The 26,856-nt window shown below is 64.5% G+C and carries 31 protein-coding genes; all 31 read right to left on the bottom strand.

The genetic code is table 11. The features are described from left to right. Window positions 1–144: 144 nt before the first annotated feature. The gene (gene rpsD / locus ACFPN1_RS07565; protein ID WP_310053760.1) at window positions 145–774 is read right to left on the bottom strand and encodes a 30S ribosomal protein S4; all 630 of its coding nucleotides are present in this window, start codon (window positions 772–774) and stop codon (window positions 145–147) included. A 14-nt stretch (window positions 775–788) separates the two neighbouring features. After that, window positions 789–1,184 (bottom strand): 30S ribosomal protein S11, encoded by a 396-nt coding sequence (gene rpsK / locus ACFPN1_RS07570; protein ID WP_056135964.1) that lies wholly within the window; start codon window positions 1,182–1,184, stop codon window positions 789–791. Between the two features lie 13 nt (window positions 1,185–1,197). Then, the gene (rpsM, locus tag ACFPN1_RS07575; protein WP_386754248.1) at window positions 1,198–1,554 is read right to left on the bottom strand and encodes a 30S ribosomal protein S13; all 357 of its coding nucleotides are present in this window, start codon (window positions 1,552–1,554) and stop codon (window positions 1,198–1,200) included. Window positions 1,555–1,955: 401 nt separating this feature from the next. Next, window positions 1,956–3,305 (bottom strand): preprotein translocase subunit SecY, encoded by a 1,350-nt coding sequence (gene secY, locus ACFPN1_RS07580; protein WP_386754250.1) that lies wholly within the window; start codon window positions 3,303–3,305, stop codon window positions 1,956–1,958. Between the two features lie 113 nt (window positions 3,306–3,418). Then, window positions 3,419–3,859: a 50S ribosomal protein L15 gene (gene rplO / locus ACFPN1_RS07585; RefSeq protein ID WP_386754832.1), complete on the bottom strand. Its 441-nt coding sequence runs from the start codon at window positions 3,857–3,859 to the stop codon at window positions 3,419–3,421. Next, the gene (rpmD, locus tag ACFPN1_RS07590) at window positions 3,859–4,056 is read right to left on the bottom strand and encodes a 50S ribosomal protein L30 (protein WP_386754251.1); all 198 of its coding nucleotides are present in this window, start codon (window positions 4,054–4,056) and stop codon (window positions 3,859–3,861) included. Before rpmD ends, rplO begins: the two co-directional genes overlap by 1 nt. Beyond that, window positions 4,049–4,597: a 30S ribosomal protein S5 gene (rpsE, locus tag ACFPN1_RS07595; RefSeq protein ID WP_386754252.1), complete on the bottom strand. Its 549-nt coding sequence runs from the start codon at window positions 4,595–4,597 to the stop codon at window positions 4,049–4,051. The genes rpmD and rpsE overlap by 8 nt, the downstream gene beginning before the upstream one ends. A gap of 219 nt (window positions 4,598–4,816) precedes the next feature. Beyond that, window positions 4,817–5,173, bottom strand: coding sequence for a 50S ribosomal protein L18 (rplR, locus tag ACFPN1_RS07600; protein ID WP_386754254.1), 357 nt, complete (start codon window positions 5,171–5,173; stop codon window positions 4,817–4,819). Window positions 5,174–5,202: 29 nt separating this feature from the next. Beyond that, window positions 5,203–5,730 carry a 50S ribosomal protein L6 gene (gene rplF, locus ACFPN1_RS07605; RefSeq protein WP_386754255.1) on the bottom strand — a complete coding sequence of 176 codons (528 nt, stop codon included), beginning with the start codon at window positions 5,728–5,730 and terminating at the stop codon, window positions 5,203–5,205. A gap of 17 nt (window positions 5,731–5,747) precedes the next feature. Continuing rightward, window positions 5,748–6,143 (bottom strand): 30S ribosomal protein S8, encoded by a 396-nt coding sequence (gene rpsH / locus ACFPN1_RS07610; RefSeq protein WP_386754256.1) that lies wholly within the window; start codon window positions 6,141–6,143, stop codon window positions 5,748–5,750. Between the two features lie 143 nt (window positions 6,144–6,286). After that, window positions 6,287–6,592: a 30S ribosomal protein S14 gene (rpsN, locus tag ACFPN1_RS07615; RefSeq protein WP_386754257.1), complete on the bottom strand. Its 306-nt coding sequence runs from the start codon at window positions 6,590–6,592 to the stop codon at window positions 6,287–6,289. A gap of 16 nt (window positions 6,593–6,608) precedes the next feature. After that, on the bottom strand, window positions 6,609–7,151 hold the full coding sequence (gene rplE, locus ACFPN1_RS07620; protein ID WP_386754258.1) for a 50S ribosomal protein L5: 543 nt from the start codon (window positions 7,149–7,151) through the stop codon (window positions 6,609–6,611). Window position 7,152: 1 nt separating this feature from the next. Then, window positions 7,153–7,461 carry a 50S ribosomal protein L24 gene (rplX, locus tag ACFPN1_RS07625; protein ID WP_386754259.1) on the bottom strand — a complete coding sequence of 103 codons (309 nt, stop codon included), beginning with the start codon at window positions 7,459–7,461 and terminating at the stop codon, window positions 7,153–7,155. 14 nt (window positions 7,462–7,475) lie between these two features. Then, window positions 7,476–7,844 (bottom strand): 50S ribosomal protein L14, encoded by a 369-nt coding sequence (gene rplN / locus ACFPN1_RS07630; RefSeq protein ID WP_056136003.1) that lies wholly within the window; start codon window positions 7,842–7,844, stop codon window positions 7,476–7,478. Between the two features lie 15 nt (window positions 7,845–7,859). Continuing rightward, window positions 7,860–8,129: a 30S ribosomal protein S17 gene (gene rpsQ, locus ACFPN1_RS07635; RefSeq protein ID WP_386754261.1), complete on the bottom strand. Its 270-nt coding sequence runs from the start codon at window positions 8,127–8,129 to the stop codon at window positions 7,860–7,862. 12 nt (window positions 8,130–8,141) lie between these two features. After that, window positions 8,142–8,327, bottom strand: coding sequence for a 50S ribosomal protein L29 (rpmC, locus tag ACFPN1_RS07640; protein ID WP_386754262.1), 186 nt, complete (start codon window positions 8,325–8,327; stop codon window positions 8,142–8,144). Next, a complete protein-coding gene (gene rplP / locus ACFPN1_RS07645) occupies window positions 8,327–8,740 on the bottom strand; it encodes a 50S ribosomal protein L16 (RefSeq protein WP_386754263.1) in 414 nt (137 codons plus the stop codon). The genes rpmC and rplP overlap by 1 nt, the downstream gene beginning before the upstream one ends. 6 nt (window positions 8,741–8,746) lie before the next feature. Next, window positions 8,747–9,511 (bottom strand): 30S ribosomal protein S3, encoded by a 765-nt coding sequence (rpsC, locus tag ACFPN1_RS07650; protein ID WP_386754264.1) that lies wholly within the window; start codon window positions 9,509–9,511, stop codon window positions 8,747–8,749. 14 nt (window positions 9,512–9,525) lie between these two features. Next, the gene (gene rplV / locus ACFPN1_RS07655; RefSeq protein WP_386754266.1) at window positions 9,526–9,861 is read right to left on the bottom strand and encodes a 50S ribosomal protein L22; all 336 of its coding nucleotides are present in this window, start codon (window positions 9,859–9,861) and stop codon (window positions 9,526–9,528) included. A gap of 10 nt (window positions 9,862–9,871) precedes the next feature. Further along, on the bottom strand, window positions 9,872–10,141 hold the full coding sequence (rpsS, locus tag ACFPN1_RS07660; protein WP_386754267.1) for a 30S ribosomal protein S19: 270 nt from the start codon (window positions 10,139–10,141) through the stop codon (window positions 9,872–9,874). Window positions 10,142–10,147: 6 nt separating this feature from the next. Next, entirely contained in the window at window positions 10,148–10,975 is an 828-nt protein-coding gene (rplB, locus tag ACFPN1_RS07665) for a 50S ribosomal protein L2 (RefSeq protein WP_386754268.1), read from the bottom strand. A 10-nt stretch (window positions 10,976–10,985) separates the two neighbouring features. Beyond that, window positions 10,986–11,282 carry a 50S ribosomal protein L23 gene (gene rplW, locus ACFPN1_RS07670; RefSeq protein WP_386754269.1) on the bottom strand — a complete coding sequence of 99 codons (297 nt, stop codon included), beginning with the start codon at window positions 11,280–11,282 and terminating at the stop codon, window positions 10,986–10,988. Then, the gene (rplD, locus tag ACFPN1_RS07675; protein ID WP_386754270.1) at window positions 11,279–11,884 is read right to left on the bottom strand and encodes a 50S ribosomal protein L4; all 606 of its coding nucleotides are present in this window, start codon (window positions 11,882–11,884) and stop codon (window positions 11,279–11,281) included. Before rplD ends, rplW begins: the two co-directional genes overlap by 4 nt. A 2-nt stretch (window positions 11,885–11,886) precedes the next feature. Then, window positions 11,887–12,543 carry a 50S ribosomal protein L3 gene (gene rplC / locus ACFPN1_RS07680; RefSeq protein WP_386754272.1) on the bottom strand — a complete coding sequence of 219 codons (657 nt, stop codon included), beginning with the start codon at window positions 12,541–12,543 and terminating at the stop codon, window positions 11,887–11,889. An 11-nt stretch (window positions 12,544–12,554) separates the two neighbouring features. Further along, window positions 12,555–12,866 carry a 30S ribosomal protein S10 gene (gene rpsJ, locus ACFPN1_RS07685; protein ID WP_187711359.1) on the bottom strand — a complete coding sequence of 104 codons (312 nt, stop codon included), beginning with the start codon at window positions 12,864–12,866 and terminating at the stop codon, window positions 12,555–12,557. Window positions 12,867–13,338: 472 nt separating this feature from the next. Next, on the bottom strand, window positions 13,339–14,529 hold the full coding sequence (gene tuf, locus ACFPN1_RS07690; RefSeq protein WP_386754273.1) for an elongation factor Tu: 1,191 nt from the start codon (window positions 14,527–14,529) through the stop codon (window positions 13,339–13,341). 94 nt (window positions 14,530–14,623) lie between these two features. Next, the gene (gene fusA, locus ACFPN1_RS07695) at window positions 14,624–16,741 is read right to left on the bottom strand and encodes an elongation factor G (protein ID WP_386754274.1); all 2,118 of its coding nucleotides are present in this window, start codon (window positions 16,739–16,741) and stop codon (window positions 14,624–14,626) included. Window positions 16,742–16,909: 168 nt separating this feature from the next. Then, window positions 16,910–17,377 (bottom strand): 30S ribosomal protein S7, encoded by a 468-nt coding sequence (gene rpsG, locus ACFPN1_RS07700; RefSeq protein WP_386754275.1) that lies wholly within the window; start codon window positions 17,375–17,377, stop codon window positions 16,910–16,912. Window positions 17,378–17,450: 73 nt separating this feature from the next. Then, complete coding sequence (gene rpsL, locus ACFPN1_RS07705) at window positions 17,451–17,825, bottom strand: 30S ribosomal protein S12 (protein ID WP_187711356.1); 375 nt, start codon at window positions 17,823–17,825, stop codon at window positions 17,451–17,453. Window positions 17,826–18,230: 405 nt separating this feature from the next. Beyond that, window positions 18,231–22,454 (bottom strand): DNA-directed RNA polymerase subunit beta', encoded by a 4,224-nt coding sequence (gene rpoC, locus ACFPN1_RS07710; protein ID WP_386754276.1) that lies wholly within the window; start codon window positions 22,452–22,454, stop codon window positions 18,231–18,233. Window positions 22,455–22,586: 132 nt separating this feature from the next. Beyond that, window positions 22,587–26,756, bottom strand: coding sequence for a DNA-directed RNA polymerase subunit beta (gene rpoB, locus ACFPN1_RS07715; RefSeq protein WP_386754278.1), 4,170 nt, complete (start codon window positions 26,754–26,756; stop codon window positions 22,587–22,589). Between the last annotated feature and the right edge of the window lie 100 nt (window positions 26,757–26,856).

Genomic DNA, 26,856 nt, shown 5'->3' on the forward strand with positions numbered 1-26,856 from the left:
CTGCAGTGCCTTCGTGCGTTGTGGGGGTAACGACGACAGGCTGAGGCTTTTGGAGCTCCCTCTCTTCGAGGGAGAGGCCGGTGCGCGCGGGGCACACCAGCCTGGGGTTTTGGCGAAGGCGGCCTTTTCAGGCCGCGCTCGTCCTTACTTCGAGTACAACTCGACGATCAGCGCTTCGTTGATGTCGCTCGGCAGGTCGGAACGATCCGGCACAGCCTTGAACACACCAGCGAACTTCTTCGCATCCACTTCGACCCACGACGGCGACAGGTCCATCTGGGCGGCGACGCCCAGCGATTCCTGCACGCGCAGCTGCTTCTGGGCGCGTTCGGACAGGGCGATCGCGTCGCCGGCCTTGACCTGGTACGACGGCAGGTTGACCGACTTGCCGTTGACCGTGACGCCGCGGTGCGAGACCAGCTGGCGAGCGGCCGGACGGGTCACGGCGAAGCCCATGCGGTAGATGACGTTGTCAAGACGGGTCTCGAGGAGCTGCAGCAGGTTTTCACCCGTGTTGCCCTTCTTGTTCGAGGCCTTCTTGTAGTAGTTGCGGAACTGACGCTCCAGCAGACCGTAGATGCGCTTGACCTTCTGCTTCTCGCGCAGCTGGGTCGCGTAGTCCGACAGCTTGCCCTTGCGGGCGGTCGGGCCGTGCTGGCCGGGCTTCTGTTCGAGCTTGCACTTGCTGTCGAGCGCGCGGACGGGCGACTTCAGCGAGAGGTCGGCGCCTTCACGACGGGAGAGCTTGCACTTGGGACCAATATAACGAGCCATGTGTCTTCAGCTCCTCAGACGCGACGCTTTTTGGGCGGACGGCAGCCGTTGTGCGGGATCGGCGTGACGTCGATGATGTTGACGATCTTGTAGCCGACGTTGTTCAGCGAACGAACGGCGGATTCGCGACCCGGGCCCGGGCCCTTGATGCGCACTTCCAGCGACTTGACGCCGTAGTCGAGCGCAGCACGGCCGGCCTTTTCGGCGGCGACCTGGGCTGCGAACGGGGTCGACTTGCGCGAACCGCGGAAACCCGCGCCGCCCGAAGTCGCCCACGACAGCGCGTTGCCCTGGCGGTCGGTGATCGTGATGATGGTGTTGTTGAAAGAAGCGTGGACATGCGCGATGCCGTCGGTGACGACGCGCTTGATCTTCTTCTTGGTCTTGGCAGCAGCAGCCGGCTTGGCCATGGTTGTCTACCCCTTACTTCTTGATGGCCTTGCGCGGACCCTTGCGGGTACGAGCATTGGTACGGGTGCGCTGACCACGCAGCGGCAGGCCGCGGCGGTGACGCAGGCCGCGGTAGCAGCCCAGGTCCATCAGACGCTTGATCGAGATGCCGATCTCGCGGCGCAGATCGCCCTCGACCACGAACTTGGCGATCTCGGCGCGAAGCTTCTCGACTTCCGGTTCCGACAGGTCGCGGATCTTGGTGGTCCGGGTGACGCCGGCGGCGTCGCAGACCTGCTTCGAACGGGTACGGCCGATGCCGTAGATGCTTTGCAGCCCGACCCAGACGTGCTTCTGGGCAGGCAGGTTGACGCCAGCAATACGCGCCATGACGCGATTCTCCAACTGGTTTGACAGCCGGGCTGTGAACCCGGCGGAGTGAACAAGAGATTTTAACAGCGTCTCGGGTTACTTGGAAGCATCGGGACCGAGGTCCCAATACCCGGCATGGGGAGTGTGCCCATGCTCCGGCGACGGATCCGGACTGGCCGGAGCCGGCTTGGCCTCCTCGCGGGAGACCTGCCCTGCCCGGCCCCGCGCACTACTCTGGTGCGCGAAAGGCCCTGAACCACCCGTGCGCGAGACGCCGCCCGGGTCGCCCTACTTGCCGCTCCGAGCTGGATGTCGGAGCCGGCGTGGTATTCGTCGCCATTCCCTGGCGCAATTTGCAGGCTCCGGAGAGCCTGGCCCGGGCTCCTGCCCGGGCGTTCAGCGACGCAGTCCGGCCGCGCTCAGCGCGCGCCGCCGCGTCCCTTGAGGTTCGCCTTCTTCAACAGGCTTTCGTACTGGTGGGACATCAGGTGCGCCTGGATCTGCGCGATGAAGTCCATCACCACCACCACCACGATCAGCAGCGAGGTGCCGCCGAAGTAGAATGAGGTATTCAGCTGCGTGCGCATGATTTCCGGCAGCAGGCAGACGACCACCAGGTAGATCGCACCGGCCGCGGTCAGTCGGGTCAGCACGCCGTCGACGTAGTCGGCGGTGGCCTTGCCGGGACGGATGCCCGGGATCAGCGCGCCCGACTTCTTCAGGTTGTCGGCGGTTTCCTGCGAGTTGAACACCAGCGCGGTGTAGAAGAACGCGAAGCCGATGATCAGCGATGCATACAGGATCATGTGCAGCGGCTGGCCGGAGTTGAGCATCTGCGCCAGCTTCTGCAGCCACGTCGCCGAACTGCCCTGGCTGAACCACGCAGCCGCGGTCGCCGGGAACATCACGATGCTCGAGGCAAAGATCGGCGGGATCACGCCGGACATGTTGAGCTTCAGCGGCAGGAACGAGGACTGGTTCATGTACGCGCTGCGGCCACCCTGGCGCCGCGCGTAATTCACCGTGATCCGCCGCTGGCCCCGCTCGACGAACACAACGAGATAGGTGAAGCCGAGCACGAGCGCGACGATGACGATCGCCGCGATGGCATTCATGTCGCCGTTGCGGATCTGCTCGAACATGCCGATCACCGCAGCCGGCAAACCGGCGACGATGCCCGAGAAGATGATCAGCGAAACGCCGTTGCCGATGCCGCGCTCGGTCACCTGTTCGCCCAGCCACATCAGGAACATGGTGCCGGCGGTCAGCGCGATCACGGCCGTCAGGATGAAGCCCGGGCCGGGGTTGTACACGACCGGGATGCCCTGGGCCGCGCCACCGCTCTGCAGCGCCGTCGCAATGCCCCAGGCCTGGAATACCGCCAGCGGGATCGCGCCCATGCGCGACCACTGGTTGATCTTGCGACGACCCGATTCGCCTTCCTTCTGGATGGCCTTCAGGCTCGGCACGATCTGCGTGAGCAACTGCACGATGATCGACGCCGAGATGTACGGCATCACGTTCAGGGCAAACAGGCTGAAGCGATGCAGCGCGCCACCCGAGAACATGTTGAACATGTCCACGATGGTGCCCTGCTGGGTCTTCATCAGCTCGAGCATCGCGTCCGGGTTCACGCCCGGCACCGGGATGTAGCAGCCGATGCGGTAGACGATCAGTGCACCGACGACGAACAGCAGGCGCTGCCGCAGCTCGGTGAATTTACCGAGTCCGCCGCCGATGCCGGCCATTGCGTTGCTGCTTTTCGCCATCTTGAGCCTGCTCCGAATGATCAGTGCGTTGCGAATCTTGCTGGATGCGCGAGGCATCCCTTCCTGCAAACGAAATCGCCGCTCGCCGTTGCCGGCGAGCGGCTTTTTACTGCTTAGGCAACCGAGCCGCCAGCCGCTTCGATGGCGGCCTTGGCACCGGCCGTGGCCATCACGCCCTTCAGCGCGAACTTCTTGGTCAGCTCGCCCTTCTTCACGATCTTGGCCTGCTTGGCGTTCGGCGGCACCAGCTTGGCAGCCTTGAGGGCGGCCAGGTCGATATCACCGGCGTCGAGCTTGTCCAGCGCGTACAGCAGGACCTCGGCGGTGTCCTTCTTGATCAGCGAACGGAAGCCGATCTTCGGCAGACGACGCTGCATCGGCATCTGGCCGCCTTCGAAGCCCGCCTTGATCTTGCCCTTGCCGGCGCGAGCGAACGAACCCTTGTGGCCGCGACCGGCAGTCTTGCCCAGGCCGGAACCGATACCGCGACCGACGCGCTTGCGTTCGGTACGGGCGCCGTCGGCGGGCTGCAGAGTATTGAGACGCATGTTGATTACTCCTCGACGCGAACGAGGTAGTGGAGCTGATTGATCAGACCGCGCACAGACGGACTGTCCTTCAGTTCACGCACATCGTTGAGCTTGTTCAGGCCCAGCGCCTTCACCGACAGACGGTGACGGGCCTGGGTGCCACGAAGACCCTTGACCAGGCGCACCTTGACGGTGCCGCCGGTGGTTTCCTTCTTAGCCATTGAGCAGGTCCTCCACCTTCTTGCCGCGCTTGGCCGCGATCTTGGCCGGCGAATGCATTTCTTCCAGGCCCTTCATGGTGGCGCGGACCAGGTTGATGGGGTTGCGCGAACCGGTGGCCTTGGCCAGCACGTTCTTCACGCCGACCGCTTCGAGCACGGCGCGCATCGCGCCGCCGGCGATCACGCCGGTACCTTCCGAAGCCGGCTGCATGAACACGCGCGCCGCGCCGTGGCCGGACTTCACCGAGTGCCACAGGGTGCCGTTGTTCAGGTCGACATTCACGAAGCTCTTGCGGGCGTATTCCATCGACTTCTGGATGGCGACCGGCACTTCGCGCGCCTTGCCGTAACCGAAACCGACCTTGCCGTTGCCGTCGCCCACCACCGTCAGCGCGGTGAAGGTGAACTGGCGGCCGCCCTTGACGGTCTTGCTGACGCGGTTGACCGCAATCAGCTTCTCGATCATGCCGTCATCGATCTTTTCCTCGCGGGGCGCGCGATCACGGTCGCGGCCACGAGGTGCACGTTGTTCTTCTGCCATTTCGATAGCTCTGTAGTTGAGGGATTTGCGGCGTGGCCGCTTATCGTTGTTGGCTGCTGCGGGTGTTTCGCGAAGACGGGAACCCGACTCCGTGCCCGACGTAGCCCACGCCGGCGGGTTGGCACTGCGTGGAGGCGAACCTCCAGGCTTTCAAGCGAAGACGGACCTCGGTCCGTCTCGCCTTTCGTGCGGTTCGGGCGGATTGCTCCGCCGCGTGGATCAGAACTGCAGGCCGCCTTCGCGCGCTGCGTCGGCCAGGGCCTTGATGCGGCCGTGGAAGCGGTAGCCCGAACGGTCGAACGCGACCTTCTCGACACCGGCGGCCTTGGCCTTCTCGGCGATGGCGCGACCGACCTTGGCGGCGGCTTCAACGTTCTTGCCGCTCGACAGGCCAGCCTTGACCTCGGCCTGGGTGGTCGAGGCGGCAGCCAGGACCTTCGAGCCGTCGGCGGTGAAGACCTGGGCGTACAGGTGCTGGCCCGTGCGCAGCACGGTCAGGCGCGGCACGCCGAGTTCGCGGATATGCGCGCGGGTCGACTTGGCGCGACGCAGGCGGGCGTTGTTCTTGATGCTCATGATCTGATTCCTCGAAGCCGAAGACCCGGTTAGGCCTTCTTCGCTTCCTTACGGATGATGACTTCGCCGGCGTACTTCACGCCCTTGCCCTTGTACGGCTCCGGCGGACGGAAACCGCGGATCTTGGCGGCGACTTCACCGACGCGCTGCTTGTCCGCGCCCGAGACCACGACTTCGGTCTGGGTCGGCGTGGCGATGGTGATGCCTTCCGGCGCCTTGAACAGGATCGGATGCGAGTAACCCAGCGACAGGTTCAGGTCCTTGCCCTGCATGGCGGCGCGGTAACCGACGCCGACCAGCTCGAGCTTGCGCTCGAAGCCTTCGGACACGCCCTTCACCATGTTGGCGAGGATGGCGCGCAGGGTGCCGGTCAGGGCGATCTGCTCGGCGCTTTCGGTCGAAAACACGGCGTTGCCGCCGTCGACCTTCAGTTCGATGCCGGCCGGCTTGGCCACGCTCAGGGTGCCCTTCGGGCCCTTGGCGGTGATGGTGTCGTTGGCGACGTTGATATCGACGCCCTTCGGCAGGGCGATCGGCTTCTTGGCTACACGGGACATGGTTCTAGGCTCCTCGCTTAGGCCACGAAGCACAGGACTTCACCGCCGACGCCCTGCTGGCGCGCCTGCGCATCGGTCATGATGCCCTTGGAGGTGGAGATGATGGCGACGCCCAGGCCACCGAGGACCTTCGGCAGCGCGTCCTTGCCGCGGTACTGGCGCAGGCCCGAACGCGAATAGCGCTCGAGGCGCTCGATCACCGGCTTGCCTTCGTAGTACTTCAGCACGACTTCCAGCTCGGCCTTGGCGCCGTTCTGGGTCACGCGAAAATCAGCGATGTAGCCCTCGTCCTTCAGGACGCCGGCGATCGCGGTCTTGATCTTGGACGACGGCATCTTCACCGTCGGCTTCCGGACAGCCGCCGCATTCTTGATGCGGACCAGCATGTCGGCGATGGGATCAGTCATGCTCATGAAAAGTCACCTATGAGTAGCACCGATATCCGCGGGATTGCGGTTTTCAGCAGTGTTCTTCAGTTGTGCCGCCGGAGCGCGGCGGGAGCCGATCCGGCGGGTAAAGCAGCCGGCAAGTCTAGCAGACTTGCCGGCCTTGATGCTTACCAGGACGCCTTGCGCAGGCCCGGGACGTCGCCGTTCATCGTCGCCTTGCGCAGCATGTTGCGGCCGAGGCCGAACTTGCGGTAGACGCCGCGCGAGCGACCCGACAGCTCGCAGCGGTTGCGCTGACGGCTGGCCGACGAATCGCGCGGCAGCTTCTGCAGCTTGACCGCCGCTTCCATCTTCTCCTCGTACGACGCGGTCGTGCTGGAGATGATCTTCTTGAGCGCGTCGCGCTTGGCGCCGTGCTGCTTGTTGAGCTTCTTCCGCTTGATTTCGCGGTTGATCATCGAGGTCTTTGCCATGATCTGTGTCCTGGAATCAGTTGCGGAACGGGAAGCGGAACGCTTCGAGCAGCGCCTTGGCTTCGGCGTCGGTCTTGGCGGTGGTCGTGATGGCGATGTCCATGCCGCGGATAGCGTCGACGGCGTCGAAGTCGATTTCCGGGAAGATGATCTGTTCCTTCACGCCCATGTTGTAGTTGCCACGACCGTCGAACGAACGGCCCGACACGCCGCGGAAGTCGCGGACGCGCGGCAGCGAGACGTTGATCAGGCGATCGAGGAACTCGAACATGTGCGCGCGGCGCAGCGTGACCTTGCAGCCGATCGGCCAGCCGTCACGGATCTTGAACGACGCGACCGACACGCGGCTCTTCGTCACGATCGGCTTCTGGCCGGCGATCTTGGTCAGGTCGGCAACGGCGTTTTCCAGGATCTTCTTGTTCGTGGCGGCTTCGCCCACGCCCATGTTGATCGTGATCTTCGTCAGGCGCGGCACTTCCATCGGGTTCGTGTAACCGAACTTCTTGGTCAGGGCCGGGACGACTTCGTCCTTGTAGAACTTTTCGAGACGGGTGGTCATGTCAGATAGCCTCGCCGCTGGAGCGGAACACACGCAATTTGCGTCCATCCTCCAGGACCTTGAAAGCAACGCGTTCGCCCTTGCCGGTGGCCGGGTTGAACAGCATCACGTTGGAAATGTGGATCGGCGCCTCACGCTCGATCACGCCGCCGGGCTGGCCGGCCTGCGGGTTCGGCTTGGTGTGGCGCTTGATGACGTTGATGTTGGACACGACGACCTTGTCGCCGGCCACGCGGATCACGTCGCCCTTCTTGCCCTTGTCCTTGCCGGCGATGACGACAACCTGGTCGCCCTTGCGGATACGGTTCATCTCAATTCCTCCGCTCAGAGCACTTCAGGTGCCAGCGAGACGATCTTCATGAACTTCTCGGTGCGCAGCTCGCGGGTCACTGGCCCGAAGATGCGGGTACCGATCGGTTCCTGCTTGTTGTTCAGGAGCACGGCCGCGTTGCCGTCGAAGCGGATCAGCGAACCGTCCGGACGACGCACGCCCTTGCGGGTGCGCACGACGACGGCGTCGTAGACGTCGCCCTTCTTGACCTTGCCGCGCGGGATCGCGTCCTTCACGGTGACCTTGATGATGTCGCCGATGCCGGCGTAACGGCGCTTGGAGCCGCCCAGCACCTTGATGCACATCACTTCCTTGGCACCGGAGTTGTCAGCCACGTCGAGGTAGCTCTGCATCTGGATCATGATTCAGCCCTCCTCTTATTCGGCCGCACGGGTAACGATCGTCACCACGCGCCAGTTCTTGGTCTTGGACAGCGGCGCGCACTCGGCCACGCGGACGATGTCGCCCTCGTTGCAGGCGTTGTCGGCGTCGTGGGCGTGCAGCTTGGTCGAGCGACGGATGTACTTGCCGTACAGAGCGTGCTTGACCTGGCGTTCGACCAGGACCGTCACGGTCTTGTCCATCTTGTTGCTCACGACCCGGCCTTCAACCGTGCGCAGCGCCTTCTCTGTTTTGTTGTCGGTCATGGTTGCGGGTCCTTACTTCTTCTGCCCGAGCAGCGTGTTGACGCGAGCGATCTCGCGGCGCACGCGGCGGGCTTCGTGGGTCTTGGCGAGCTGGCCGGTAGCCTTCTGCATGCGGAGCGCGAACGTCTCCTTCTGCAGCTCGGCCAGATGGGCCTTCAGCTCGTCGGCCGACTTCGCGCGGAGTTCTTTCAGTTCCATTAGCGCACCGTACGGGTCACGAATTGGGTGGTGACCGAGAGCTTGGCAGCCGCCAGACGGAACGCTTCGCGCGCCGTGGCTTCGTCAACGCCTTCGATCTCGTAGATCATGCGGCCGGGCTGGATCTGGGCGACCCAGTACTCCACGTTGCCCTTACCGGAGCCCATTCGGACTTCGATCGGCTTCTTGGTGATCGGCTTGTCGGGGAACACGCGGATCCACATCTTGCCGCCGCGCTTGACGTAGCGGCTGATGGAACGACGCGCGGCCTCGATCTGGCGCGCGGTCAGCTGACCGGTCGCCGTCGCCTTCAGGCCGTACTCGCCGAAGCTGACAGCGTTGGCGCTCCAGCTCAGGCCATCGTTGCGGCCCTTGTGCATCTTGCGATACTTGGTTCGCTTGGGTTGCAACATGGTCAATTACCTCGCTTCGCGGGCCGGACGGCCACGGCCGGGACGGTCGTTGCGATCCTTGCGGTCGCCACGGTCCGGACGGTCACCACGCTCGGCGCGCGGAGCCGCGGAATCGTCCTGCTTTTCCTGGCCGACCTGGGAGAAATCGAAGATCTCGCCCTTGTAGACCCATACCTTGATGCCGATGATGCCGTAGGTCGTCTTGGCTTCAGCGAAGCCGTAGTCGATGTCGGCACGCAGCGTGTGCAGCGGCACGCGACCTTCGCGGTACCACTCCGAACGCGCGATTTCGGCGCCGTTGAGACGGCCGGCGACGTTCACCTTGATGCCCAGCGCGCCCAGGCGCATCGCGTTACCGACCGCACGCTTCATCGCGCGGCGGAACATGATGCGGCGCTCCAGCTGTTGCGCGATCGACTCGGCGACCAGCTGCGCGTCCAGTTCGGGCTTGCGGACTTCGGTGACGTTGATGTGCGCCGGGACGCCCATCACGTCACTGACGTCCTTGCGCAGCTTCTCGATGTCCTCGCCGCGCTTGCCGATCACCACGCCCGGACGGGCGGTGTGGATCGTGACGCGCGCGTTGTTGGCCGGACGCTCGATCAGGATCTTGGAGATACCGGCCTGTGCAAGCTTCTTGCGCAGCATCTCGCGAACCTTGAGGTCAGCCGCCAGGAAACCGGCGTACTGCTTCTTGTTGGCGAACCACTTCGACGTCCAGTCCTTGGAGATGCCCAGGCGGATGCCGGTCGGATGTACTTTGTGACCCATATCTATGCTCCGCCTTACTTGCCCGCGCCCACGACCACAGTGATGTGGCTGGTGCGCTTGAGGATGCGGGTGCCGCGGCCCTTCGCACGCGCCATGAAGCGCTTCAGTGCGGGACCTTCGTCAACCATGATGGTCTTGACCTTCAGTTCGTCCGCGTCGGCGCCGAAGTTGTTTTCGGCGTTGGAGGCAGCCGAATACACGATCTTGTAGATCATGCCGGCGGCCTTCTTGTCGGAGAACTTCAGCAGGTCCAGCGCACGGGCGACGGGCAGGCCACGCACCTGGTCGGCGACCAGGCGGGCCTTCTGCGGGGAGATGCGCGCAGTGCGCAGGATGGCTTTCGCTTCCATGGTCATCTCCTTACTTCCCGGCCTTCTTGTCGCCGCCATGACCCTTGAACGTACGGGTCAGGGCGAACTCGCCGAGCTTGTGGCCAACCATCTGCTCGTTGACCAGCACCGGGATGTGGTTCTTGCCGTTGTGCACGGCAATGGTGAAACCCACGAACTCCGGCAGGACCGTCGAACGACGCGACCAGGTCTTGATCGGCTTCTTGTTGTTGCCCGCGGTCTCCACCTTCTTGATCAGGTGATGGTCGACGAACGGGCCCTTCTTCAGTGAACGTGCCATGGCCGATTAGCTCCTACGATCGCGCACGATGAACTGCGTGGTGCGCTTGTTCTTGCGGGTCTTGTAACCCTTGGTCGGAACACCCCACGGGGTGACCGGATGCGGATTACCCTGGCCGGCCTTGGCTTCACCACCGCCGTGCGGGTGGTCGACCGGGTTCATGGCCGCACCGCGGACGGTCGGCTTGATACCGCGCCAACGCTTGGCGCCGGCCTTGCCGAGCTTCTCGAGGTTGTGTTCGTCGTTGCCGACTTCACCGATGGTGGCGGCGCAATCGACCGGCACCTTGCGCATCTCGCCGGAGCGGAGACGCAGCGTGGCGTAACCCTGTTCGCGCGCGACCAGGTAGACGCTGGCGCCGGCCGCGCGGGCCAGCTGGGCGCCCTTGCCCGGCTTCATCTCGACGCAGCACACGGTGGTGCCGACCGGGATGTTGCTCAGCGGCAGCGTGTTGCCGACGCGGATCGGGGCTTCGCGGCCCGAGATCACCTGGTCGCCATCCTTCAGGCCCTTGGGCGCAATGATGTAGCGACGCTCGCCGTCGACATAGCACAGCAGCGCGATGTGCGCGGTGCGGTTGGGGTCGTACTCGATGCGCTCGACGCGGGCGGGAATGCCGACCTTGTCGCGCTTGAAGTCGATGATGCGGTAGTGCTGCTTGTGGCCACCGCCGATGTGGCGGGTGGTGATGCGGCCGTGGTGGTTACGGCCACCGGTCTTGCCCTGCTTCTCGACCAGCGCCGCGTGCGGCGCGCCCTTGTGCAGGCCCGGCGTCACCACGCGGACCGCGCTGCGGCGACCGGCGGAGGTGGGCTTGAAAGTCATCAATGCCATGAATCTGTCCTCAGGCCGTGGCCATCACGTCGATCGACTGGCCTTCGGCCAGCGTCACGTACGCCTTGCGCCAATCGCCGCGACGGCCCATGCGGAACTTGAAGGCCTTGTTCTTGCCCTTCACGTTCACGACGTTGACCGCTTCGACCTTGACGGCGAACAGCTTTTCCACGGCGACCTTGATGTCGGCCTTGGTAGCGTCGTTCGCGACTTCGAAGACGTACTGGTTCGAAACTTCCTGCAGGCGCGCGGTCTTTTCGGACACGCGCGGCGCACGGATGATGCTGTAGAGCTTGGCGTCGTTCATGCCAGCCACTCCTCGATCTTCTTGACCGCGTCGGCGGTGACCACGACCGAGTCGGCGCCGACGAGGGCAACCGGATCCAGGCCCTGGACGTCACGCACTTCGACGTACGGCAGGTTGCGCGCCGAGAGGTACAGGTTCTCGGTGGCGTCTTCGGTAACGATCAGCGGACGCTTGCCGACTTCCAGGCCCTTGAGCTTGGCGACGAGGCCCGAGGTCTTCGGCGCTTCGATGTCGAACGACTCGACGACCTTGATGCGGCCCTGACGGTTCAGCTCCGACAGGATCGCGGCGATCGCGGCGCGGTACATCTTGCGGTTGACCTTCTGCGCGAAGCTGCGCGGCTTGGCCGCGAAGGTCACGCCACCGCCGACGAAGATCGGAGCGGTCAGGGCGCCGTGACGGGCACCGCCACCCTTCTGCTTCTTCGACTTCTTGGTCGTGCCGTTGACTTCGGCGCGGGTCTTCTGCGCCTTGGTGCCGGCGCGACCGGCGTTGCGATAGGCAACGATCACTTGGTGGACCAGGTCTTCGCTGAATTCGCGGCCGAAGATCGCGTCGGAGACCGAGAGCGTCTTGCTGCTATTGGTAATGGTGAGTTCCATCATCAGACTCCCTTGCTCGACGGACGCACGATCACGTCGCCGCCCGGAGCACCCGGAACCGCGCCCTTGATCGCGATCAGGCCGCGCTCGGCGTCGACCTTGACCACTTCCAGGCCCTGCGTCGTCTGCTGCACGTCACCCATGTGGCCGGACATCTTCTTGCCCGGGAACACGCGACCCGGCGTCTGGCGCTGACCGATGGAGCCCGGCGAGCGGTGCGACAGCGAGTTACCGTGGGTGGCGTCACCCATGGTGAAGTTCCAGCGCTTGATGGTGCCCTGGAAGCCCTTGCCCTTCGTGACGCCCTGGACGTCGACGATCTGGCCGGCTTCGAAAATGTCGGCCTTGATCTCGCCGCCGACTTCGAAGCCACCGATCTGGTCGGCTTCGACGCGCAGCTCCCACAGGCCGCGACCGGCTTCGACCTTGGCCTTGGCCAGGTGGCCGGCTTCGGGCTTGGTCAGCAGCGAGGCGCGCTTCACGCCAGCGGTCACCTGCACGGCGCTGTAGCCGTCGGTTTCGACCGTCTTGATCTGGGTGATGCGGTTCGGGGTGGCTTCGATCAGGGTCACCGGAACCGACTTGCCGTCGGCGGTGAAGAAACGGCTCATGCCGGCCTTGCGACCGACGATGCCGAGCGAATACTTCTTCGCGCTCATCTCGGTCGTCCTCAGGTCAGCTTGATCTGCACGTCGACGCCAGCCGCGAGCTCGAGCTTCATCAGCGCGTCCACGGTCTTGTCGTTGGGGTCGACGATGTCGAGCACGCGCTTGTGCGTGCGGGTTTCGTACTGGTCGCGCGCGTCCTTGTCGACGTGCGGCGACACCAGCACGGTGTAGCGTTCGATCTTGGTGGGCAGCGGGATCGGGCCCTTGACCTGGGCGCCGGTGCGCTTGGCCGTCTCGACGATCTCGCTGGCCGAGCGATCGATCAGGCGATGATCGTACGCTTTGAGCCGGATCCGGATCTTTTGGTCCGCCATGGCGGAAACTCCTTCGTTAAAGAGCGACAGGTCCGATAACTGGGTGTACCGGACCCCTGGATTTCGGTGCTTCTACTCCCCGGAACCGCACCACACCCCGGGAAATCCTCAAAAACAAAGGCAGACCGGTTGCCCGATCCGCCCAGACTGGAAGTCATGAACGCGCGAACGGCCCCGTCACTGGTGCCCCGAACTATTTTTCGGGACGGACGGAGCGCTGCCGCGCGACATTTCCATGTCTGGCGAAAACGAAGCGCTTCCTGCACCTCATTTCGCTGGTTCGCGGCCACCGTTGGACGGGCGGCCGCGAGGGTCTTGCATTCTAGAGGGTATCCACGGGGCTTTGCAAGCCCGGAATGGCTCCAGAGGCTGGGTTGCAGCCGGTGACAAAGGCCAGGTCGCTGGATCCCCGCCTACGCGGGGATGACGAATTGGCGAAGCCGGGGCCGCTTGCGCGACCCCGGCCGATTCATCACTTCAGGATCTTCGACACCACGCCGGCGCCGACCGTACGGCCGCCTTCGCGGATCGCGAAGCGCAGGCCTTCGTCCATCGCCACCGGGTTGATCAGGGTGACCTTCATCTTGATGTTGTCGCCCGGCATGACCATCTCCACGCCTTCCGGCAGCTCCACCGCACCGGTGATGTCGGTCGTGCGGAAGTAGAACTGCGGGCGGTAGCCCTTGAAGAACGGGGTGTGACGGCCGCCTTCGTCCTTCGACAGCACGTACACCTCGCCCTCGAACTCGGTGTGCGGGGTGATCGAACCCGGCTTGGCCAGCACCTGGCCGCGCTCCACGTCGTCACGCTTGGTGCCGCGCAGCAGCAGGCCCGCGTTGTCGCCCGCCTGGCCCTGGTCCAGCAGCTTGCGGAACATTTCCACGCCGGTGACCGTCGTCTTCTGCGTCGGGCGGATGCCGACGATTTCGATTTCGTCACCGACCTTGATGATGCCGCGCTCGATGCGGCCGGTCACCACGGTGCCGCGGCCCGAGATCGAGAACACGTCTTCCACCGGCATCAGGAACGGCTTGTCGATCGCGCGCTCCGGCTCCGGAATGAACGTGTCCAGCGCTTCGACCAGCTTGATGATCGAGGGCACGCCGATTTCCGACTGGTCGCCTTCCAGCGCCAGACGGGCCGAGCCCTTGATGATCGGGGTGTCGTCGCCCGGGAACTCGTACTTCGACAGAAGTTCACGCACTTCCATCTCCACCAGTTCCAGCAGCTCGGCGTCGTCCACCATGTCGGCCTTGTTCAGGTACACGACGATGTACGGCACGCCCACCTGGCGCGACAGCAGGATGTGCTCGCGCGTCTGCGGCATCGGGCCGTCCGCGGCCGAGCACACCAGGATCGCGCCGTCCATCTGCGCCGCACCCGTGATCATGTTCTTCACGTAGTCGGCGTGGCCCGGGCAGTCCACGTGCGCGTAGTGACGGGTCGGGCTTTCGTACTCGACGTGCGCCGTCGAGATCGTGATCCCGCGCGCCTTCTCTTCCGGCGCCGCGTCGATCGCGTCATAGGCCTTGAACTCGCCGCCGAAACGTTCCGCGCCCACCTTCGTCAGCGCTGCCGTCAGCGTGGTCTTGCCGTGGTCCACGTGGCCGATCGTGCCGACGTTTACGTGGGGCTTGGTGCGCTCGAACTTACCCTTAGCCATGGTATGTCTCTCTTCTTGTTACGTGATTCGTGAGTGGTGATTTGTGATTCGCATGAAGCGGGATTCGCGTTTCTCTCGAATCCCGAATCACGAATCACGATTTCTTCATTACCGCGTCGGCGATGTTGGCCGGCGCTTCGGCGTAGTGATCGAATTCCATCGTGAAGGTCGCACGACCCTGCGACATCGAACGCAGCGTGGTGGCGTAGCCGAACATTTCGCCCAGCGGCACCATCGCGTTGATGATCTTGCCCGACGGACTGTCGTCCTGGCCGGACAGCAGACCGCGACGACGGCTCACGTCGCCCATGACGTCGCCGACATAGTCTTCCGGCGTCACCACTTCGACCTTCATCATCGGCTCGAGCAGGACCGGATCGGCCTTGCGGAAGCCTTCCTTGAACGCCATCGACGCGGCGAGCTTGAACGCCATTTCCGACGAGTCGACGTCGTGGTACGAGCCGAACACGAGCTTGACCTTGACGCCCACGACCGGGAAGCCGGCCAGCGGACCGCTGGTGATGGTCTCGCGCAGGCCCTTCTCCACCGCCGGGATGAATTCCTTCGGAATCACGCCGCCGGTGATGTCGTTGATGAACAGGAAATCGTTCTCGACGTCCGGATTGGCCTTGTCGGCCTCGGTCATCGGCGACAGTTCGATCACGACGTGGCCGTACTGGCCCTTACCGCCCGACTGCTTGGCGTGCTTGTAGTCCGACTTCACGTCCGACTTGCGGATCGTCTCGCGGTAGGCCACCTGCGGCTTGCCGACGTTGGCTTCCACGTTGAACTCGCGACGCATGCGGTCGACGATGATGTCCAGGTGCAGCTCGCCCATGCCGGCGATGATGGTCTGGCCCGATTCCTCGTCCGTGCGAACGCGGAACGAAGGATCTTCCTGCGCGAGACGCGACAGGGCCATGCCCATCTTTTCCTGGTCCGACTTGGTCTTCGGCTCGACCGCCATCGAGATGACGGGCTCCGGGAAGGTCATGCGCTCGAGCGTGATGATGTGATCCTGCGAGCACAGCGTGTCGCCGGTGGTCACGTCCTTCAGGCCCACGGCGGCAGCGATGTCGCCCGCGCGGACTTCCTTGATTTCGTCGCGCTGATTGGCGTGCATCTGCAGGATGCGGCCGATGCGTTCCTTCTTCGACTTGACCGGGTTGTACACCTGGTCGCCCGAATTCAGCACACCCGAATAGACGCGGAAGAACGTCAGCGCGCCGACGAACGGGTCGGTCATGATCTTGAACGCGAGCGCTGAGAACGGCTCGGAATCCGACGCCTTGCGGCTGTCTTCCTTGTCGTCTTCGTTGATGCCCTGCACCGGCGGACGATCGGCCGGCGACGGCAGCAGGTTGATCACGCCGTCGAGCATGGCCTGCACGCCCTTGTTCTTGAACGCGGAGCCGCAGAAGACGGGCACGATCTCGACCTTCAGCGTGCGCGCGCGCAGGCCTTCGATGATTTCGGCTTCGGTCAGCTCTTCGCCGCCGAGGTACTTTTCCATCAGCTCTTCGGACGCTTCGGCAGCCGCTTCGATCATGAAGCTGCGCGCTTCCTCGGCCTTGGCCTGGAGGTCGGCCGGAATGTCGCGGTATTCGAACTTGGTGCCCTGCGAGGCGACATCCCAGTGGATGGCCTTCATCTTGAGCAGATCGACCACGCCCTCGAAGCCGTCTTCGGCGCCGATCGGCACCTGCATCGGCACGGCGTAGGCGCCCAGGCGCGACTTCAGCTGCTCGACGACCTTGTCGAAATTGGCGCCGGTGCGGTCCATCTTGTTGACGAACGCCATGCGCGGCACCGAGTACTTGTTGGCCTGGCGCCACACGGTCTCGGACTGCGGCTGCACGCCGCCCACGGCGCACAGCACGAACACCGCGCCGTCGAGCACGCGCAGCGAACGCTCGACTTCGATGGTGAAGTCGACGTGGCCGGGGGTGTCGATGATGTTGAAGCGATGTTCCGGCAGGGTCTTGTCCATGCCCTTCCAGAACGCGGTCGTCGCGGCGGACGTGATGGTGATGCCGCGCTCCTGCTCCTGCTCCATCCAGTCCATCGTCGCGGCACCTTCGTGCACTTCGCCGATCTTGTGGCTGACGCCGGTGTAGAACAGGATGCGTTCAGACGTGGTGGTCTTGCCGGCATCGATGTGGGCCATGATGCCGAAGTTGCGGTAACGCTCGAGGGGAGTGGTGCGAGCCACGGGACACTCTCTTTGTTTGCGATCTGGTTGCTGAGACGCGCCGACCAGGGCCGGTGATCTGCAGATGGCCGGACGCCGCCCAGCGGCGGCCTCCGGTTTGCCGGGCGACGATGCCGTCGCCGCGGCTGCAACGCTGGTTCCGGACGGGCCGCTGACGCGGCCGCGGGATTACCAGCGGTAGTGCGCGAACGCCTTGTTCGCTTCCGCCATGCGGTGGGTTTCTTCGCGCTTCTTGATCGCGCCACCGCGGTTTTCGGAAGCGTCGAGGAGCTCGGCGGCCAGCTTGCGCGGCATGCTGTTTTCGCCGCGCTTGCGGGCCGAATCGATCAGCCAGCGCATCGCCAGCGCTATGCGGCGCGAAGCGCGCACTTCGACCGGGACCTGGTAGGTCGCACCGCCGACGCGGCGGGACTTGACCTCGACCGCCGGAGCGACGTTGCCGAGGGCCTTCTCGATCAGTTCGAGGGCATTGGGATTCTTCTCGCCGATCACGTCCATGGCGCCATAGACGATTTTTTCGGCGATCGACTTCTTGCCGCTCTGCATGACCATGTTGATGAAGCGCGCGATCGTCTCGCTGCCGTGCTTGGGATCGGGCAGGACCGAACGCTGCGGGGTGGAACCTTTACGCGACATGGTGCGTACCTTTAGCTAAATCTTTTGACGAAACCGCTGCGGAGCAACGGTGCGAAATCTTTCGGGCCCGGGATCAGGACTTCGGACGCTTGGCGCCGTACTTCGAACGGCTCTGGCGACGCTTGGTCACGCCGGCGGCGTCGAGCGAGCCGCGCACGGTGTGGTAGCGCACGCCCGGCAGGTCCTTGACGCGGCCGCCGCGGATCAGCACGACCGAGTGTTCCTGCAGGTTGTGGCCTTCGCCGCCGATGTACGAAATGACTTCGTAACCATTGGTCAGGCGCACCTTGGCTACCTTGCGAAGCGCCGAGTTCGGCTTCTTCGGGGTGGTGGTGTAGACGCGGGTGCAAACGCCACGACGCTGCGGGCAGTTCGCCAGCGCCGGCGAGGCGCTCTTGTAGGTTTCAGGGCTGCGCGGCTTGCGCACCAGCTGATTGATCGTCGCCATCTGTGACTCTTTGAGTGAAGGCCGGAGCCTGGGATAAAACTTCTGAAAAAACGATCGGCAGCCCGGAATGCTCCGGACCGCCGAGACGAAAACACATAGCCCGCGCCTGGCGTTTCGTCGCCAGCGCGGACTATCCGCCCGAACGCGCACGCGCCCGGGAAACTCAGCGATCCCGCCCTGCCCTGGGCCCAACACGAGGCGCTCCGTGCGCCTCTTTTGGTGATCTGGACGGCACCAGCCCCGCCAATGAAGGCGGACTGCCCGTCGGAAAGCGCGCAAGTATAGCGTGCTTCTTTCCGGATTTGTAGCCGGGGGCCGCCTTGGCCACCCGGCCACCTTTGCCCGCCCCGACAAACCGGGCGGGCGAAGCGCCCCCTGCCTGAGCGGCAGGGGATGCGGTGCCGCTTATTCCTCGGTCGAAGCCTCGGTTTCGGCGCCTTCCGCCAGGGCCGAAGCCTCGACGGACGGACCACCGGCCAGGGTCTCCAGCTCGGACTCGGTCAGGCCCGTGGCCGAACGGCGACGCGCCGTGTGGTAGGCCAGGCCGGTACCGGCCGGGATCAGGCGACCGACGATCACGTTCTCCTTCAGGCCGCGCAGGCCGTCGCGGGTACCGCGGACCGCCGCCTCGGTGAGGACGCGGGTGGTTTCCTGGAACGACGCCGCCGAGATGAACGACTCGGTCGCCAGCGAAGCCTTGGTGATACCCAGCAGGACCGGATCGGCCTTGGCCAGGATTTCGCCCTTGGCCTGCAGGCGGGCATTTTCCTCGACGAAACGCTGGCGCTCGACCTGCTCGCCATTGAGGAACTTGCTGTCGCCGGCGTCGGTGATCTCGACCTTGCGCAGCATCTGGCGAACGATCACCTCGATGTGCTTGTCGTTGATCTTCACGCCCTGCAGGCGGTAGACGTCCTGGATTTCCTTGGTCAGGTACACGGCCAGCGGCTCGACGCCGAGCAGGCGCAGGATGTCCTGCGGGCTGGGCTCGCCGTCCACCACGGTCTCGCCCTTCTCCACGTGTTCGCCCTCGAACACGATGATCTGGCGGTACTTCGGAATCAGCTCTTCGTGCTCGTTGCCGTCGGTGTCCTTGATGATCAGGCGCTGCTTGCCCTTGGTGTCCTTGCCGAACGAGACGATGCCCGAACGCTCGGCCAGGATCGCCGGATCCTTCGGCTTGCGCGCTTCGAACAGGTCGGCCACGCGCGGCAGACCGCCGGTGATGTCGCGGGTCTTGGACGCTTCCTGCGGAATCTTCGCAACCACGTCGCCCACGCCGACCGGCGCGCCGTCCTGCAGGTTCACGATCGAGCGCGGCGGCAGCAGGTACTGCGCCGGCAGGTCGGTACCCGGGATCGACAGGTCCTTGCCGTTCTTGTCGACGATGCGGACGATCGGGCGCAGGTCCTTGCCCTGCGAGCCGCGGCGCTTCGGATCGGTGATCTCGCGCGAAGCCAGGCCGGTCAGTTCGTCGGTCTTCTCGATGACGGTGACGCCGTCGACGAAGTCGATGAAGCGGATGAAGCCAGCCACTTCCGACACGATCGGGTGGTTGTGCGGATCCCAGTTCGCGACCTGCTGGCCGGCCTTGATTTCCGCGCCGTCCTTGACCGAGATCGTCGCGCCGTACGGCAGCTTGTAGCGCTCGCGCTCGCGGCCGTGGCTGTCGAGGACCGACAGTTCGCCCGAACGCGACACGGCCACGCGATGACCCTGGCTGTGCTCGACGAACTTGAGGTTGTTGTACTTCAGCGTACCGGTGGTCTTGACCGTCACGTTGTCGATGGCCGCCGCACGCGACGCCGCACCACCGATGTGGAACGTACGCATGGTCAGCTGCGTACCCGGCTCGCCGATCGACTGCGCGGCAACGACGCCGACCGCTTCGCCGTGGTTGACCAGGTGGCCGCGGCCGAGGTCGCGACCGTAGCAGTGCGAGCACACGCCGAACGAGCTTTCGCAGGTGATGGTCGAGCGGACCTTGATCGACTGCACGCCGGCGTCTTCGAGGCGGGCCACCCACTGCTCGTCGAGCAGCGTGTTGCGGGTGACGATCGGATCCTCGTCGTTGCCCGGCAGGAACACGTCCTCGGCCACGACGCGACCCAGCACGCGGTCGCGCAGCGGTTCGACGACGTCGCCGCCTTCCACGATCGGCGTCATGGTCAGGCCGTCGAGCGTGCCGCAATCGGTTTCCGTGATCACCACGTCCTGCGCCACGTCGACCAGGCGACGGGTCAGGTAACCCGAGTTCGCCGTCTTCAACGCGGTATCCGCCAGGCCCTTACGGGCACCGTGGGTCGAGATGAAGTACTGCAGAACGTTCAGGCCTTCGCGGAAGTTCGCGGTGATCGGCGTTTCGATGATCGAACCGTCCGGCTTGGCCATCAGGCCGCGCATACCGGCGAGCTGACGGATCTGCGCCTGCGAACCACGCGCGCCCGAGTCGGCCATGATGTAGATCGAGTTCATCGACTTCTGCGGGACCTGCTCGCCCTTGGCGTTGGTCACCGAGTCGGTGCCGATCGTGTCCATCATCGCCTTGGCCACGCGCTCGTTGGTGCGCGACCAGATGTCGACGACCTTGTTGTAGCGCTCGCCGGCGGTGACCAGGCCCGACTGGTACTGCTGCTGGATGTCCAGGACTTCCTGCTCGGCCTCGTCCAGGATGCCCTTCTTCTCGGCCGGGATCTTCATGTCGTCGATGCCGATCGACACGCCCGCGCGGGTGGCGTAGCTGAAGCCGGTGTACATCAGCTGGTCGGCGAACACCACGGTGTCCTTCAGGCCCAGCATGCGGTAGCACGAGTTGATCAGGCGGCTGATGTTCTTCTTGGTCAGCTCGACGTTGGCCAGCGCAAACGGCAGGCCTTCCGGCAGGATCTCGCGCAGCAGGGCGCGACCCACGGTCGTGTCGACGATCGAGGTCTTCTGCGAGCGCGAGCCATCTTCGGCGACCACGGTCTCGGTGATGCGAACCTTGCACTTGGCGTGCAGTTCGACCTGGCGGTTGTCGTACGCGCGCTTGACTTCGGCGACGTTCGCGAACGCCATGCCTTCGCCCTTCTTGTTCTCCAGGGCGCGGCTCATGTAGTACAGGCCGAGCACGACGTCCTGCGACGGCACGATGATCGGCTCGCCGTTGGCCGGCGACAGGATGTTGTTCGACGACATCATCAGGGCGCGCGCTTCCAGCTGGGCTTCCAGCGACAGCGGCACGTGCACGGCCATCTGGTCACCGTCGAAGTCCGCGTTGAACGCGGTACACACGAGCGGATGCAGCTGGATCGCCTTGCCTTCGATGAGGACCGGTTCGAACGCCTGGATGCCGAGGCGGTGCAGGGTCGGGGCGCGGTTGAGCAGAACCGGATGTTCGCGGATCACCTCTTCGAGGATGTCCCACACCATCGGCTCTTCGCGCTCGACCAGCTTCTTGGCAGCCTTGATCGTCGTGGCCAGGCCACGGCGCTGCAGCTTGGCGAAGATGAAGGGCTTGAACAGCTCGAGCGCCATCTTCTTCGGCAGGCCGCACTGGTGCAGCTTGAGGTACGGCCCGACCACGATGACCGAACGGCCGGAGTAGTCGACGCGCTTGCCGAGCAGGTTCTGGCGGAAGCGGCCCTGCTTGCCCTTGATCATGTCGGCGAGCGACTTGAGCGGGCGCTTGTTGGTGCCGGTGATGGCGCGGCCGCGGCGGCCGTTGTCCATCAGCGCGTCGACCGATTCCTGCAGCATGCGCTTCTCGTTGCGCACGATGATGTCGGGCGCGTTGAGTTCGAGCAGGCGGCGCAGGCGGTTGTTGCGGTTGATGACGCGGCGGTACAGGTCGTTGAGGTCCGACGTCGCGAAGCGGCCGCCGTCCAGCGGCACCAGCGGGCGCAGATCCGGCGGCAGCACCGGCAGCACGGTCATGACCATCCACTCCGGACGGTTGCCGGACTCGAGGAAGGCTTCGACCAGCTTGATGCGCTTGGTGAGGCGCTTGAGCTTGGTTTCCGAGCCGGTGGAAGCGATGTCTTCCTTGAGCTGCAGCATCTCGGCCTGCAGGTCGATCGTGCGCAGCAGGTCGTAGACGGCCTCTGCGCCCATCGCGGCCTCGAAGTCGTCGCCGTGTTCCTGGCGCGCCTGCATGTACTGCTCTTCATTGAGCAGCATGCCGCGTTCCATCGGGGTCAGGCCCGGCTCCGTCACCACGTAGGCTTCGAAGTACAGGATGCGCTCGATGTCGCGCAGGGTCATGTCCAGCATCAGGCCGATGCGCGACGGCAGCGACTTGAGGAACCAGATGTGCGCGACCGGCGAGGCCAGGTCGATGTGGCCCATGCGCTCGCGGCGCACCTTGGCCAGCGTCACTTCGGTGCCGCACTTCTCGCAGACCACGCCGCGGTGCTTCATGCGCTTGTACTTGCCGCACAGGCACTCGTAGTCCTTGATCGGGCCGAAGATGGCGGCGCAGAACAGGCCGTCGCGTTCCGGCTTGAAGGTGCGGTAGTTGATGGTTTCCGGCTTCTTCACTTCGCCGTAGGACCACGAACGGATCAGGTCCGGCGAAGCCAGCGCGATCTTGATCGCATCGAAGTCGATCGTCGTGCGCTGCTGGTTGAAGAGGTTGAGCAGGTCTTTCATTTGTTTTCTCCGGAAGGAGGAATTCGGGTGGAAGAAAAGCGGGAATGAGGAGCGGGAAGGGGGAATGGGGAACGATGGTTCGCGCGGTCGCGATGCACTCTCGTTCCCTCTTCCCTATTCCCTTTTCCCGCCTCAGTTCTCTTCCAACTCCATGTTGATGGCCAGGCTGCGGATTTCCTTCACCAGCACGTTGAAGGACTCCGGCATGCCGGCGACCATCTCGTACTCGCCGTCGACGATGTTCTTGTACATCTGGTTGCGGCCCTGCACGTCGTCGGACTTCACCGTCAGCATCTCCTGCAGGGTGTAGGCCGCGCCGTAGGCTTCCAGCGCCCAGACTTCCATTTCGCCGAAACGCTGGCCGCCGAACTGTGCCTTGCCGCCCAGCGGCTGCTGGGTGACGAGCGAGTACGGACCGGTCGAACGCGCGTGCATCTTGTCGTCGACCAGGTGGTTCAGCTTCAGCATGTGCATGTAGCCGACCGTGACCGGACGCTCGAACGCCTCGCCGGTGCGACCGTCGAACAGCGTGGTCTGGCCGCTCAGCGGCAGGTCGGCGAGCTCGAGCATCTTCTTGATCTCGGTCTCGGCCGCGCCGTCGAACACCGGGGTCGCCATCGGCACGCCGTCGACGAGGTTCTTCGCCAGCGTCAGCAGCTCCTGGTCGGAGAACTGCGTGAGGTCGACGCGTTGCTCGTGCGTGGTGCGGTCGTGGTTGTAGATCTCGTCCAGGAACTTGCGCAGGTCGGCCACCCTGGCCTGCGCCTGCAGCATCTGGTCGATCTTCTTGCCCAGTCCCTTCGCGGCCCAGCCCAGGTGCACTTCCAGCACCTGGCCGATGTTCATACGCGACGGCACGCCCAGCGGGTTCAGCACGATGTCGACGGTCTCGCCGTTCGCCATGTACGGCATGTCTTCGACCGGCACGATCGTCGACACGACACCCTTGTTGCCGTGGCGGCCGGCCATCTTGTCGCCCGGCTGGATGCGGCGCTTCACGGCCAGGAACACCTTGACCATCTTCAGCACGCCCGGAGCGAGGTCGTCACCCTGGGTGATCTTGGCGCGCTTGTCGGCGAAGCGGCGCTCGAATTCCTTCTCGTGCGCTTCGATCTGCTTCTGCGCGCGCTCGATGGCTTCGACGGCCTCGTCGTCCTTCATGCGCAGGGTGAACCAGTCCTTCTTCGGCAGGCTGTCGAGCACCAGCGAAGTGACCGTGTCGCCCTTCTTCAGGCCGGCGCCGCCATTGGCGACCTTGCCGATCAGCTGCGAACGCAGGCGATCGTAGATGGCCGCTTCGAGGATGCGGAACTGGTCGTCGAAGTCCTTCTTGACGCGCTTGATTTCGGACTCTTCGATCTGGCGGGCACGCTTGTCCTTCTCGATGCCGTCGCGGGTGAAGACCTGCACGTCGATGACGACGCCGTCCATGCCCGGCGGCACGCGCAGCGAGCTGTCCTTCACGTCGGACGCCTTCTCGCCGAAGATCGCGCGCAGCAGCTTCTCTTCCGGCGTCAGCTGGCTCTCGCCCTTCGGCGTGACCTTGCCGACCAGGATGTCGCCGGCACGCACTTCCGCACCGATGTACACCACGCCCGACTCGTCGAGGCGGTTCAGCGCCTGCTCGGAGACGTTCGGGATGTCGGCGGAGATTTCCTCCGGACCCAGCTTGGTGTCACGCGCCTGGACGGTGAGTTCTTCGATGTGGATCGTGGTGTAGCGATCCTCCTCGACCACGCGCTCGGAGAGCAGGATCGAGTCCTCGAAGTTGTAGCCGTTCCACGGCATGAACGCGACCAGCATGTTCTGGCCGAGCGCAAGCTCACCGATGTCGGTCGAGGGACCGTCGGCCAGCACGTCGCCGCGCGCGACCACGTCGCCCACCTTCACCAGCGGCGACTGGTTGATGCAGGTGTTCTGGTTCGAACGCGTGTACTTGATCAGGTTGTAGATGTCGACGCCGGCATCATGCTCGCCGGAGATCTCGCTCTCGTTGACCTTGACCACGATGCGGGCCGCGTCGATCTGCTCGATCACGCCGCCGCGCAGGGCATTCACGGTCACGCCCGAGTCGCGCGCCACGGCGCGCTCGATGCCGGTACCGACCAGCGGCTTCTGCGCCTTCAGCGTCGGCACGGCCTGGCGCTGCATGTTCGCGCCCATCAGCGCGCGGTTGGCGTCGTCGTGCTCGAGGAACGGCACCAGCGCGGCCGCGACCGACACGGTCTGCATCGGCGAGACGTCCATGAAGTGGATCTCGGCCGGCGGCTTCAGCAGCGACTCGCCCTGGTAGCGGCAGTCGACGAACTGGGCGGTGATGTTGCCCTTCTCGTCGCGCGGCGCGTTGGCCTGGGCGATGACGTACTCGTTCTCCTCGATCGCCGACAGGTACTCGACGTCGTCGGTGACGCGGCCGTCCACGACCTTGCGGTACGGCGTCTCGAGGAAGCCGTAGCGGTTGGTGCGGGCGAACACGGCCAGCGAGTTGATCAGGCCGATGTTCGGACCTTCCGGCGTTTCGATGGTGCAGACGCGGCCGTAGTGGGTCGGATGCACGTCGCGCACTTCGAAGCCGGCGCGCTCGCGGGTCAGGCCGCCCGGGCCCAGCGCGGAGACGCGACGCTTGTGCGTCACTTCCGACAGCGGGTTGTTCTGGTCCATGAACTGCGACAGCTGCGAGGAACCGAAGAATTCCTTGATCGCGGCGGCCACCGGCTTAGCGTTGATCAGCTCCTGCGGCGTCAGGCCTTCGGACTCGGCCATCGACAGGCGCTCCTTCACGGCGCGCTCGACGCGGACCAGACCGACGCGGAACACGTTCTCGGCCATTTCGCCGACGGAACGCACGCGACGGTTGCCCAGGTGGTCGATATCGTCGACCACGCCGCGACCGTTGCGGATCTCGGTAAGCACGCGGATCGCGTCGAGGATGTCGGACATGCCGCCACACGCTTCGCGCAGACGCACGGACTCTTCGTCCTTGCGATCGGCGAAGTACTTCGCGTCGTACAGCACCGATGCGCCGGTGACTTCCTTGCGGCCCAGGCGGCGGTTGAACTTCATCCGGCCCACGCCCGACAGGTCGTAGCGCTCGAAGGTGAAGAACAGGTTGTGGAACAGGTTCTGCGCCGCATCCTTGGTCGGCGGTTCGCCCGGACGCATCATGCGGTAGATCTCGACCAGCGCTTCGAGCTGGGTCTTGCTCGCATCGATGCGCAGGGTATTCGAGATGTACGCGCCGCGGTCGAGGTCGTTGACCCACAGCGTGCCGACGGCGACCACGCCGGCCTTGCGGAACTTGGCCAGGTGGTCGTCGTTGATCTCGTCGTTGGCCAGGGCAAGCAGTTCGCCGGTGTTCGGATCGACCACGTCATGCGCGAGGATGCGGCCGACGAGGTAGCTGTCCGGCACGGACAGCGCGGCGATGCCCGACTGTTCGAGCTGCTTGACGTGGCGCGCGGTGATGCGGCGGCCGGCTTCGACGATGACCTTGTCGCCATCGGCGAGGTCGAAGTCGAGGGTTTCGCCGCGCAGGCGTTCCGGGACCAGTTCGAGCTGGACACCTTCCTTCGGATCGATGTGGAAGGTGTTGATCTCGAAGAACTCGCGCAGCATTTCCTCGTTGTTGTAGCCGAGGGCGCGCAGCAGCACGGTCACCGGCAGCTTGCGGCGACGGTCGATACGGGTGAACAGCGCGTCCTTCGGGTCGAACTCGAAGTCCAGCCAGGAGCCGCGGTAAGGAATGATGCGGGCGCTGTACAGCAGCTTGCCCGAGCTGTGCGTCTTGCCGCGATCGTGATCGAAGAACACGCCCGGCGAGCGGTGCAGTTGCGAGACGATGACGCGCTCGGTGCCGTTGACGATGAAGGTGCCGTTGCCGGTCATGAGCGGGATTTCGCCCATGTAGACTTCCTGCTCCTTCACGTACTTGATCGCCTTGGTCGACGACTCGCGGTCGTAGATCACCAGGCGCACGGTCACGCGCAGCGGCGCGCCGTAGGACAGGCCGCGATTACGGCACTCGCGCTCGTCGAACGGCGGCTCGCCGAGCTTGTAGCCGACGTATTCCAGCGCGGCGTTGCCGCTGTAGCTGACGATCGGGAACACCGACTTCAGCGCCGCATGCAGGCCCTTGTCCTCGCGCTTGGCGGGATCGGCATGCTCCTGGAGGAATTCGCGATAGGAATCGACCTGGATCGCGAGCAGGAACGGAACTTCGAGAATCGACCGGCGCTTGCCGAAGTTCTTGCGGATGCGCTTCTTTTCGGTGAACGAATAATTCGTTTTGGAAGCTGTCGTCATGGGGAGCTGCCGCCTCTGTTAAGAGCCGGGATTGGTGATTGGTGATTCGTGATCCGCGAGCAAGAGCACAGCTTTTGCCTTTACGAATCCCGAATCTCTA

Source organism: Lysobacter yangpyeongensis, assembly GCF_042655745.1.
Taxonomy (GTDB): Bacteria; Pseudomonadota; Gammaproteobacteria; order Xanthomonadales; family Xanthomonadaceae; genus Agrilutibacter; species Agrilutibacter yangpyeongensis.